This window comes from Kitasatospora sp. NPDC048239 (genome assembly GCF_043202015.1).
Lineage (GTDB): Bacteria > Actinomycetota > Actinomycetes > Streptomycetales > Streptomycetaceae > Kitasatospora.
Genome location: NZ_JBICZP010000037.1, coordinates 1 through 11,569 on the forward strand (window position 1 = coordinate 1; position 11,569 = coordinate 11,569).

Annotated in this window: 6 protein-coding genes; 1 reads left to right on the forward strand and 5 read right to left on the reverse strand. The window is 73.0% G+C overall.

Features of this window, described 5'->3' with window-relative positions:
• From ACGFZP_RS39275 to ACGFZP_RS39295, 5 genes are all read right to left on the reverse strand, one after another.
• The coding region (locus ACGFZP_RS39275; RefSeq protein WP_392942234.1) for a type I polyketide synthase at positions 1–3,445 on the reverse strand (3,445 nt) is incomplete at its 3' end.
• 165 nt (positions 3,446–3,610) lie between these two features.
• On the reverse strand, positions 3,611–4,441 hold the full coding sequence (locus ACGFZP_RS39280) for an arylamine N-acetyltransferase (protein WP_392942237.1): 831 nt from the start codon (positions 4,439–4,441) through the stop codon (positions 3,611–3,613).
• Positions 4,442–4,547: 106 nt separating this feature from the next.
• Positions 4,548–6,467 (reverse strand): anthranilate synthase family protein, encoded by a 1,920-nt coding sequence (locus ACGFZP_RS39285; protein WP_392942240.1) that lies wholly within the window; start codon positions 6,465–6,467, stop codon positions 4,548–4,550.
• A 52-nt stretch (positions 6,468–6,519) separates the two neighbouring features.
• A complete protein-coding gene (locus ACGFZP_RS39290) occupies positions 6,520–7,194 on the reverse strand; it encodes an isochorismatase family protein (RefSeq protein WP_392942243.1) in 675 nt (224 codons plus the stop codon).
• A gap of 40 nt (positions 7,195–7,234) precedes the next feature.
• Positions 7,235–8,281, reverse strand: coding sequence for a 2,3-dihydro-2,3-dihydroxybenzoate dehydrogenase (locus tag ACGFZP_RS39295; protein ID WP_392942245.1), 1,047 nt, complete (start codon positions 8,279–8,281; stop codon positions 7,235–7,237).
• A 485-nt stretch (positions 8,282–8,766) separates the two neighbouring features.
• Between ACGFZP_RS39295 and ACGFZP_RS39300 the strand changes: the two genes are divergently transcribed.
• A partial coding sequence (locus ACGFZP_RS39300) for a type I polyketide synthase (protein WP_392942247.1) occupies positions 8,767–11,569 on the forward strand: 2,803 nt, incomplete at its 3' end.

Here is an 11,569-nt window from a genome sequence, read left to right on the forward strand (position 1 = left end):
CGTGCTCCTCCACCGGCAGCCCCACCTCAGCGAAGAGGTCGTCCCCCCGACGCCAGGCCGCACCCAGCCCACGGAACACCGGACCGTACTCCAGCCCCATCCCCGCCAACCGCTCGTACACACCCTCCACCGCCACCGGCACAGCACCCGCCGGCGGCCACACCTCCAACCCCTCACCCGCCACCACGACACCGCCCAGGAAACCCTCCCCGTGCAGCGTCCACACCTCCTCGCCGTCCTCCGGACGCGAGTGGATCGTCACCGGCCGCCGACCGTCCACCTCAGGGGCCGACACGGTGACCTGGACCTGCACCCCCCGCCCCTCCGACAGCACGAGCGGCGCACGCAGCACCAACTCGTCCAACACCGCCAACCCGGCCTCGTCACCCGCACGAACGGCAAGCTCCACAAACGCAGCCCCCGGCAGGACCACCGTCCCCGCCACCGCATGATCCGCCAACCAACCCTGCGAAGACAGCGACAGACGACCCGTCAAAACCGTCGTCTCACCATCCGCCAACTTCGCCACCGCACCCAGCAACGGATGATCGATCGACCCCAGACCCGCCGTCGTCACATCACCACGCGCAGGCGGCGACTCCAGCCAGTACCGCCGCCGCTGGAAGGCGTAGGTCGGAAGGTCGACGTGCCGGGCCGGCCGGGCCGGCAGGACGGAGGACCAGTCGACGGCCACCCCGCGGGTCAGCAGTCCGCCGACCGCCGCGAGCAGGGCGGTGGCCTCGTCGCGGTCCCGCCGCAGCGTCGCCAGGACCGCGGGGCCCTGGGTCCCCTCGGGCAGGGCCTCCCCGGTCAGGGCCTCCTCGGCCAGGGTCTCCTGGGCCATCGCGGTCAGCACGGCGTCCGGGCCGACCTCGACGAAGGCGGCCACGCCGAGCGCCCGCAGCGCGGCGACGCCGTCCGCGAACCGCACGGCGCCGCGGACGTGCCGCACCCAGTACTCGGGGTCGGTCAGCTCGCCGGGGCCCGCCACCGCACCGGTCAGGTTGGACACCACCGGCAGCACCGGCTCGGCGTACGCGACGGACCGGGCCACCTGGCGGAACCCGTCCAGCATCGGGTCCATCAGCGGCGAGTGGAAGGCGTGCGAGACCCGCAGCCGCTTGGTCCGGTGCCCGGCCTCGGCCAGTGCGTCGGCGATCGCCGTCACGGCCTGCTCGACGCCTGAAACGACCACCGAGGAGGGGCCGTTGACGGCCGCGACGGCGACCTCGCCGGCGTTCCCGCCGATCGCCCGCAGCACCACGTCCTCGGACGCCTGGACGGCGATCATCGCGCCGCCGGCCGGCAGCGCCTGCATCAGCCGGCCTCGGGCCGCCACCAGCCGGGCCGCGTCCGCGAGTCCGAACACGCCCGCGACGTGCGCCGCCGCCAGCTCGCCGACCGAGTGGCCGAGCAGGTGGTCCGGGCGGGCGCCGAAGGACTCCAGCAGGCGGTAGAGCGCGACCTCGACCGCGAACAGCGCGGGCTGGGTGTACTCCGTCCGGTCGAGCTCGTCGGCCTGCGGGGTGAAGACCAGCTCCTGCAGCGAGCGGCCGAGGTGCGGGTCGAGCTCCGCGCAGACGGCGTCGAAGGCCGCCGCGAACACCGGGAAGCGCTCGTACAACCCGCGGCCCATACCGGCCCGCTGGGCGCCCTGGCCGGTGAACATCACCGCCCACGGGCCGGGCGCGACCTCGCCCGAGACCACGCCGGGCGCGGTGTCGCCGTCGGCCAGCGCGGCCAGGCCGGCCAGCAGCCGCTCCGGGCCGTCGCCGGCCACCACCGCGCGGTGGTCGAACAGGGTGCGCTCGCTCAGCAGCGCCGCGCCGATCTCGGCGGGGTCGAGCTCCGGCCGGTCGGCCAGCGCCTCCCGCAGCCGGGCGGCCTGGCCGCGCAGGGCCTCGGCCGTCCGGGCGGAGAGCACCCACGGCACGGCGCCGTCGGTGGCCGGGGCGGTGCCGGCCTGCGCCGGGGAGTCCTGCGCCGCGGAGCCCTGGGCTGCCGGGGTGCCCTCGGCGGCGTCGGGGTTCTCGGTGCCCTCGGCCGGCTGCTCGGCCGGGGCCTGCTCGACGATGACGTGCGCGTTGGTGCCGCTGATCCCCATCGACGCCACGCCCGCCCGGCGCGGACGGTCGCCCGCGGGCCACTCCCGCCGCTCGGTGAGCAGCTGGACGGTGCCCGTGGACCAGTCGACGTGCCGGGTCGGCTCCTCGATGTGCAGGGACTTCGGCAGCACGCCGTGCTGCATCGCCATGACCATCTTGATCACGCCCGCCACACCGGCGGCGGCCTGGGTGTGGCCGATGTTGGACTTCACCGAGCCGAGCCAGAGCGGCCGGTCCGCCTCGCGCCCGCGCCCGTACGTGGCGATCAGGGCGTTGGCCTCGATCGGGTCGCCCAGCGAGGTGCCGGTGCCGTGCGCCTCGACGACGTCCACCTCCGAGGGCGCCAGCCGGGCCGAGGCGAGCGCGTCCTGGATCACCCGCTCCTGCGAGGGGCCGTTGGGGGCGGTCAGGCCGTTGCTGGCGCCGTCCTGGTTGACCGCGGAGCCGCTCAGCACGGCTAGCACCGGGTGGCCGTTGCGGCGGGCGTCGGAGAGCCGCTCCAGCAGCAGCATGCCGACGCCTTCGGCCCAGCCCGCGCCGTCCGCCCCGGCGGCGAACGCCTTGCAGCGGCCGTCCACGGAGAGCGCGCGCAGCCGGCTGAACTCGATGAACAGGCTCGGGGTGGCCATCACGGTGACACCGCCGGCGAGCGCGAGCGTGCACTCGCCCTGGCGCAGCGCCTGGGCGGCCATGTGCACCGCGACCAGGGAGGAGGAGCAGGCGGTGTCCACGGCCACCGCAGGGCCCTCCAGCCCGAGGGTGTAGGAGACCCGGCCGGAGGCCACGCTGCCGGCGGCGCCGGTGAGCAGGTAGCCGTCGAACTCCTCGGGGGCGTTCTGCAGGAAGCGCCCGGCGTGGTCCTGGTACATCACGCCGGCGAACACGCCGGTCCGGCTGCCCCGGACGGTGGTCGGGTCGATGCCGGCCCGCTCGAAGGCCTCCCAGGAGGTCTCCAGCAGCAGGCGCTGCTGCGGGTCCATCGCGACCGCCTCGCGCGGCGAGATCTCGAAGAAGTCCGGGTCGAAGTCGGCGGCGTCGTAGAGGAATCCGCCGCGCTTGGTGTACGACTTGCCGGGCGCGCCGGGCTCGGGGTCGTACAGCTCGTCGAGGTCCCAGCCGCGGTCAGTCGGGAAGGCGTCGACGGCGTCCCGCTCGTCCATCAGGAGCTGCCAGAGCTCCTCGGGCGAGGTGACCCCGCCGGGGAAGCGGCAGCCCATGCCGACGATCGCGATCGGCTCGTGCTCGCGGTCCTCCATGTCGCGGAGCTGACGCCGTGCCTTCCGGAGGTCGGCGGTCGTCCGCTTCAGGTAATCGCGGAGCTTGTCCTCGTTCGACGTCACGGCGTTCAGCCCTTCAACAATCACGCGCGGTGGGAAAGCCTTGAAAGAAACGAAAGAAAACGAACGAAATGCAGCCGGGGCTCGGGGAGTTCGGAGAGCCCGGGAAAGCCCGACGTCCCTGCCGGCGCCCGGGTGGGGCCGACAGGGCCGGTGGCGGAGCCAGGGTCAGCGGTGGCTCTCGAAGACCTTGACCAGGATCTCGGCGTCGGTCGGGTCGAGGGTGAGGTGGAACACCGAGTCCAGCAGCTCCGGCAGTTCCCCGACCGTCACCTGGCGGACCTCGATCGCGCCGTCCGGCTGGATCCGGGAGAGCGAGTTGTTGGTCAGGGTCCAGCGGACGTGGTCCTCGGTGCGCTGCACGACCATCGACCCGGCCAGCACCGAACCGGAGCCGGCCCCGGCGTAGTGCTGCATCATGTCGAAGTCGATCGGGTAGCGCGGCTCCATCCGGAACGCGTACAGGTCGAACCAGCCGTCCCCGTGCAGGGAGCGGAGCACCCAGGTGTCGTCCTCCTCCAGTTCGAGACCGAAGGTCCAACCGCCCTGCTGCACCTCCGACCCGTCGCAGATCAGGATCGGCTCCAGCATGCCCTCGCCGCCGAAGCCGACGTCGGTGAGCCACTCCTCGCCGTCCAGGGCGACGGTCGTGAAGCCGTGGGTGACGGCCCGAAGGACCTTGGCGCCCAGCCGGATCCGGGCGCCGCGCGCGGTCACGTCGAAGCCGATCGCCTCCAGCGCGGCGGCGAACAGGACCGACTGGTCGTAGCAGCAGCCGCCGCGCCGGCCGCCGACCATCCGGTTCTGGATGCTCTCGATGTCCAGCGGCAGACCGCGCCCGAGGACCATCTCCAGGTACTCGAACGGGAAGGCGGCGGTGTGGGCGCGCTGGAGCGCCCGCAGGTTGTCCAGGGTCGGGGTGATCCCCGGCTCCAGGCCGACGCGCGCCAGGTACGCGTCGAGATCGAACGCCGGCCCGCCCCAGGTGGCTTCAGCCATGTCCTCGTCCTTCTCTCTGTCTCTTCCGCGCGCTTGCGCACGTTCTGCGGGTCTGAGGTGCTGCGGGGTCTGAGGTGCTGCGGTGCTGCGGTGCGGCCCGGGAGGGTCAGCGGCCGGCCAGTAGCGGGCCGAGCAGGTCGCCGATGATCCGCGGCCCGTCCGCCGTCAGCACGGACTCGGCGTGGAACTGCATCGAGCAGAAGCCGGGGCCGCGCAGTGCGTGGATCTCCCCGGTGGCCGGGTCGCGGCTGACCTCCACCTCGCCCGTCCGCGCCGCGAGGGCCGGCAGCGGGGCCCGGTCCTCGTCGCTGCGGGCGGCGAAGGTGTTGTAGAAGCCGACCAGCTCGTCCCGGCCGAACAGCGGGATCCGCCTCTGCACCCCCTGGTTGGGGACCTCCCGGGGGGCCAGCCGGAAGCCCAGCGCATCGCTGAGGACCTGGTGGCTGAGGCAGACCGCCATGAACGGCGTGCCGTCGTCCAGCAGCCGGCGCACGGCCGACCGCAGGTAGGCGATCTTCGGGTGGTCCACGGCCCGCGGGTCGCCCGGCCCGGGCCCGAGGACGACCAGGTCGTACCCGGCCAGCTCGGTGCCCGGGTCGTCGAAACGGCGCACCTCGACGTCCAGGCCCAAGGCCGAGAGCTGCAGCGCGAGCATCGCCGTGAAGGTGTCCTCGGCGTCCACCACCAGGGCGCGGCGGCCGGCCGGTCCGGGCAGCGGCTGTGCGCGGTCCTCGAACTTGTCCGTCCAGAAGGAGGAGAGGGTCTGGTTGCGGCTCTCCAGGGCCCGCAGGACCTGGGGGTGGGCGGCCAGTCCGGGCGCCGCGCCGCCGCCGGACCGCCCGGGCCCGTGCAGCATGGCGGCCAGCACACCGGCGGCCTTGGCCCTGGTCTCGGCAACCTCCGAGGCCGGGTCCGAGTGCCGGACCAGCGTCGCGCCGACCGGGACGCTGACCCGGCCCGCCCGGTCGATCTCGGCCGTCCTGATCAGGATCGCCGAGTCGAGGGTCGGACCGTCGGCGTCCCGCCCGAGCAGGGCCACCACGCCGCTGTAGTAGCCGCGGCCGGCCGGCTCGTAGGTGCTGATCACGCCGCAGGCGCTCTCCAGCGGGCTTCCGGTGACCGTCGGGGCGAACAGCGACTCGCGCAGGATCTCCCGGACGTCCCGGTCGGTGGTGCCCTCGATGAAGTACTCGGTGTGGGCGAGATGGGCCATCTCGCGCAGCTGCGGGCCTAACAGGCGGCCGCCGCGCTCGCAGATCCGCGCCATCATCTTGAGCTCTTCGTCCACCACCATGTAGAGCTCGTCCGCCTCCTTGGTGTCGGCCAGGAAGGCGGCCAGCCCGTCCAGCGTCGGCCCGGAGGCCGGGTACCGGTAGGTGCCGCTGATCGGGTTCATCACGGCGGTGCCGCCGCTCAGGCTGAGGTGCCGCTCGGGCGTCGCCCCGACGAAGGTCCGCTCGCCGGTGTGGATCAGGAAGGTCCAGTACGCGCCCGACTCCAGCTCCAGCAGCCGGCGGAAGACCGTCAGCGCGGCGGCGGGCGTGTAGTCGGCGATCTCGGTGAGGAACGAGCGCTTGATGACGAAGTTGGCACCCTCGCCGCGGCCGATCTCGTTGCCGATGATCTCCCGCACGATCCGCGCGTACGCGTCGTCGTCGACGTCGAAGGCCCCCTCGGCCACCTGGAGCGGCAGATCCGCGATCCGGGCCAGGGCCTCCTCCACCGGGACGGCGGTGTGCGTGTCGACCACCATCGACAGCAGCGGCGCACCGTCGTCCACCACGGCGAAGCCCCGCTCGGCGATCTGCCGGAAGGGCAGCAGGACGAGCGTGTCGTACCGGGCCCGGCCGGTGGCCGTCGCCGGACCGACCGGGACCTCCGCCAGCGAGCCGGTCGGCACCGGGCGGCCGAGCAGCAGGTCGAGCTGGTGCCGGCCGCTCGCCTCGGGGCGGTGCAGCAGGGCGAAGGGCGGGGGATCGGCGACCAGGACGGCGTCCAGCGCGGAGTCCCCGTACGGGCTCGTCATGTCGCGTCCTTTCGGGACTGCCGAGGCTTCGCGTCGGGGTGGCGGTTCGGCGTCAACGGACCGCGACCGCCGCGGCCCGGGCGCCGACGGGCGCGTCGAGACCGGTCAGGACGTCCTCGGTGGTCACCGCCATCGCGCAGCGCTGCGCGGCGTACTCGACGCACATCCGGTGCTGCGACTCGCCGAAGTCGGCCACCGAGTCGACCACCAGGAACGGCTGGATGTCGTGCGCGAACGCCTCGAACGCGGTCATCAGAATGCCGAGGTGTGCGTACACCCCGCAGATGATCAGCTGGTCCCGACCGAGCGAGCGCATGGTCTGCAGCAGGTCGGTGTTGTGGAAGGCGCTGTACCGCCATTTGGTGAAGACGTGGTCACCGGCCTCCGGGGCCAGCTCGTCGATGATTCCGCGCTGCTCCGGCTCGGCGGTCATCCCCGGTCCCCAGAAATCGACCAGGAGGCCGCGCTCCTCCTCGGTCATGCTTCCCGGCTGCGCCGTGTAGGCGACCGGAATACCGAGCCGGGAGCATTTCTGCCGGATGAGCACGCTGTTCTGGACCAGTTCGACCAGCGGCGACTGCCCCGCCGGAAAGGACTGCAGGAAGTACTTCTGCATGTCGTGGACCAGCAGCACGGCGCGCTGCGGATCCACCGACCACTGCGCGACGTTCTCCGGAAGTTCACCGCGCTGCGGCATGCGGTACGGTGCGATCTTCGGAATTCCCATGATGTGAAACCCTTTCGGCCGCCGTCGGTCCGGCGGGCGATCATTGCCCCAGCGTCGCGCCACCGTCGACGGTCAGGGTCTGCATGGTGATGTGCGCGGCCTTCTCCGAAAGGAGGAAGAGCACCGCGTCGGCAATGTGGCGGGTCTCGGCGATCCGGCCGAGCGGAATGCCGGTCTTGTAGGTGTCCGGCGAACCGGCGATGGTGGCCTCGGCCGACCCCTGCCCACCCCAGAGCGCGGTGAGCATCCCGGTGTTGGTGGAGCCCGGCGCGACCACGTTGCAGCGGATCCCGTGCCGGGCCACCTCCAGCCCGAGGCTCTTGGTGAACATCGCGGCCGCGGCCTTCGAGGCGCAGTACGCCGACATCCCGGCGCGCGGGGTGTGGGCGGCGTTCGAGGCGATCGTGACGACCGCGCCCGAGCGGCGGGCCGTCATCCGGTTGACCACGGCCTGCGAGACCACGAAGGTGCCGGTGGCGTTGACCGCGAAGGTCGCCGCCCAGTCCTCCTCGGTCAACTCGGCGGCGTCGCCCGGGCGCAGCACGCCGGCGCAGTTGACCAGGTAGTCGATGGCGCCGATCCGCTCCTCGATGTCGGCGACCGCCCGGGCGACACTGCGGGCGTCCGCGATGTCCAGGGCGTAGGGGACGCCGAGCGCGTCCTCCTTGCGCAGTTCGGCCTCCACCGCGGCGAGGCCGTTCTCGTCCCGGTCGAGCAGGGCGACGGCGACCCCCTGGGCGGCCAGGGCGTGCGCGATCTCCCGGCCGATGCCGCCGGCCGCGCCGGTGACCAGGGCGACGCCGCGGTGCGTGCCGAATTCGTCCATCGGATCCTCACAAGTTCCGGGTGCTTTTCCGGGGGTGCTCAGGAACGCCCCGCTGCCGCCACCTGCGGCGGAGGCCGTGGCGGCGGCCGGGTCGGTGCCGGCGCCCGACGGCGCCGAGGCGGGCAGTTCGGCTCGCTGGCCCAGTTCCATCAGGGCCAGGGCGAGCGACGTGCCCGTACTGCCGAGCGCCGCCTGGTACTCGGCCAGGGCGGCGTTCTCCCAGGCGAGGTCCACCTGGCGGACGCCGGCTTCGCGGCGCATCGTGCGCAGTCGTGCGACGGCTTCGGTGCGCCGGCGGACGACTGCTATCAAACCTTGGTCGAGCTCGATGATGTGTTGTTTCTGTTCATCGATGCTTCGGACGCCCATGTCGGTACCCGATCCTCGCGGTGAACAGCCTTAGGAGGACTTTCATCCTTCCCGCGGCGGGGCGGTTCCAGGTAGCCCCTACCACCCCCTAGGCGGCGGGCCTGGAGGGTTCTCGCCGCCGACCCCTAGCCCGGCGCCGCGCCGAGTGACGGGGGCCACATTCCCCGGCGGCATTTCGTCCGAATGGTGGTCAGATTAGGGGCAGGGGTGGGGCGGTAGGGGATGGGAACGCCCGGTGACCCGGGGGTAGCGTTTCGCGGGATTGTCGGTATTGGTTTCCGATTTGCCCGCGGCCGACTCTTCGCGGGGAATTTTCGAGCTGTGCGAGCTGCGTGAGCCGCGCGTGCGGTCCAACTGTTTGAGCTGGGGGACTGGCGATGTCGAACAACGAGAGCGGTCTGCGCGAGTACCTGCGCCGGGCGACGGCGGAGCTGCGGGACGTCAACCGTCGGGTACGGGAGATGGAGGACCGCCAGCAGGAGCCGATCGCGATCGTGGGCATGGCCTGCCGGTTCCCGGGCGGGGTCTCCTCGCCGGAGGAGCTGTGGCGGCTGGTGTCCGAGGGGCGCGAGGGCATCTCCGCCTTCCCGTCGGACCGCGGCTGGGACCTCGACGGCCTGTTCGACGACGACCCGGACCACCCGGGGACGTCGTACTGCCGGGAGGCCGGGTTCCTGCACGACGCGGGGCTGTTCGACGCCGGGTTCTTCGGGATCTCGCCGCGTGAGGCGCTGGCGATCGACCCGCAGCAGCGGCTGCTGCTGGAGACCTCCTGGGAGGCGATCGAGCGGGCCGGGGTCGACCCGCGCTCGCTGCGCGGCTCGCGGACCGGCGTGTTCGCCGGGGTGATGTACCACGACTACCAACCGCCGCTGCCCGCCGTGCCGGTGGAGTTGGAGGGCATGGTCGCCACCGGCAGCGCGGGCAGCGTGGCGTCCGGCCGGGTCTCCTACACCCTGGGGCTGGAGGGCCCGGCGATCACCGTCGACACCGCCTGCTCCTCCTCGCTGGTCGCCATCCACCTGGCCGCCCAGGCGCTGCGGCAGGGCGAGTGCGAACTCGCGCTGGCCGGCGGCGTGACGGTGATGTCGACGCCCTCGACCTTCGTGGAGTTCAGCCGCCAGCGCGGCCTGGCCCGGGACGGTCGCTGCAAGTCCTTCTCCACCGACGCGGACGGCACCTCCTGGGCCGAGGGCGTCGGCATCCTGGTGCTGGAGCGGCTGTCGGTCGCGAAGGCCAACGGCCACCGGGTGCTGGCCGTGCTGCGCGGCTCGGCGGTCAACCAGGACGGCGCGAGCAACGGCCTGACCGCGCCGAACGGGCCGTCCCAGGAGCGGGTGATCCGGCAGGCGCTGGCCCAGGCCGGGCTGGGCACCGGGGACGTCGACGCGATCGAGGCGCACGGCACCGGCACGCCGCTGGGTGACCCGATCGAGGCGCGGGCGCTGCTCGCCACCTACGGCAAGGACCGCCAGGAGCCGCTCTGGCTGGGCTCGTTGAAGTCCAACATCGGCCACGCCCAGGCGGCGGCCGGTGTCGGCGGCGTGATCAAGATGGTCATGGCGATGCAGCACGGCGTGCTGCCGAGGACCCTGAACGTCTCGGAGCCCACCGAGCACGTCGACTGGGCCTCCGGCGCGGTGCGGCTGCTGACCGAGGAGCAGGAGTGGCCGCGGGCGGAGGACCGTCCGCGCCGGGCCGGCGTCTCCTCCTTCGGCATCGGCGGCACCAACGCGCACGTCATCGTGGAGCAGGGAGCGGCCGAGGAGGCCCCCGCCGAGGCGGCCCCGGCCGCCGGGCCGACGCCGTGGCTGCTGTCCGCCGCGAGTGCGGAGGCGCTGCGCGGACAGGCCGACCGGCTGGCCGAGTTCATCGAGGCGGACTACGAGTCGAGCCTCGGCGGGGTGGCGCGGGCGCTGCGGTCGCGGACGGCGTTCGAGCACCGGGCCGTGGTGCTCGGCGACGATAGCGAGGAGCTGCTCGGCGGGCTGCTGGGGCTGGCCGAGGGTGACGTCCCGACCGGGGTGGCACAGGGCGCGCCGAAGGTGGGCGTGCTGTTCACCGGTCAGGGTGCTCAGCGTGCGGGTATGGGCCGGGAGTTGTACGAGCGGTTCCCGGTCTTCGCGGAGGCCTTCGACGCCGCGTGTGCCGAACTGGACCAGTACCTCGGGCGCTCGCTGCGCGATCTGTGCTTCGAGTCGGAGGAGTTGGACCAGACGGGCTTCACCCAGCCCGCCCTGTTCGCCTTCGAGGTCGCCGCCTACCGGCTGTTGGAGGCCTTCGGCGTGCAGCCGAGGATCCTGGTCGGGCACTCCATCGGGGAGTTGGCGGCGGCGCACGTCGCGGGCGTGTTCGGACTCGCGGACGCGGCCCGGCTGGTGGCGGCCCGCGGCCGCCTGATGCAGGCGCTGCCTACCGGCGGTGCGATGGTCGCCGTCCAGGCCGGCGAGGCGGACGTGCTGCCGCTGCTCGCGGGGCGCGAGGGCAAGGCGTCGATCGCCGCTCTCAACGGGCCGAACGCGACGGTGATTTCGGGTGACGACGAGACCGTTACGGCGATCGCGGCCGCGCTGGCCGAGGGAGGTCGCAAGACGCAGCGGCTGCGGGTCAGCCACGCGTTCCACTCGCCGCTGATGGATCCGATGCTGGCGGAGTTCCGTGCGGTCGCCCAGCAGATCGCCTTCAGCGAGCCGACGATCGCGGTGGTCTCCAACGTCACCGGTGCGCTGGCCGAGGCCGGGCAGCTGACCGACCCGGAGTACTGGGTGCGGCACGTCCGCGACGCGGTGCGCTTCACCGACGGCATCACCGCCGCGGTGGAGGCCGGGGCGACGGCCTTCGTCGAGGTCGGCCCCGACGCCGTCCTGACGGCGATGACCAGGCAGAGCGTGTCCGGTGAAGGGCAGGTCGGCGCGGTGGCGCTGGTCCGGAAGGGCCGCCCCGAGGTCCGGACCGCCGTGGAGGCCCTCGGGGGCCTGTGGGCCCGCGGCGTCGAGGTCGACTGGTCCTCGCTGCTGCCCGAGCAGGCGGCACCGGTGGACCTCCCCACCTATGCGTTCGACCACCAGCACTACTGGATCCAGACGCAGGCGGCCGGTGCGAACCTGGCCACCGCGGGTCTCGGTGCGGTGGAGCACCCGCTGCTGGGTGCCGTCACCGAGCTGGCGACCGCCGACCAGC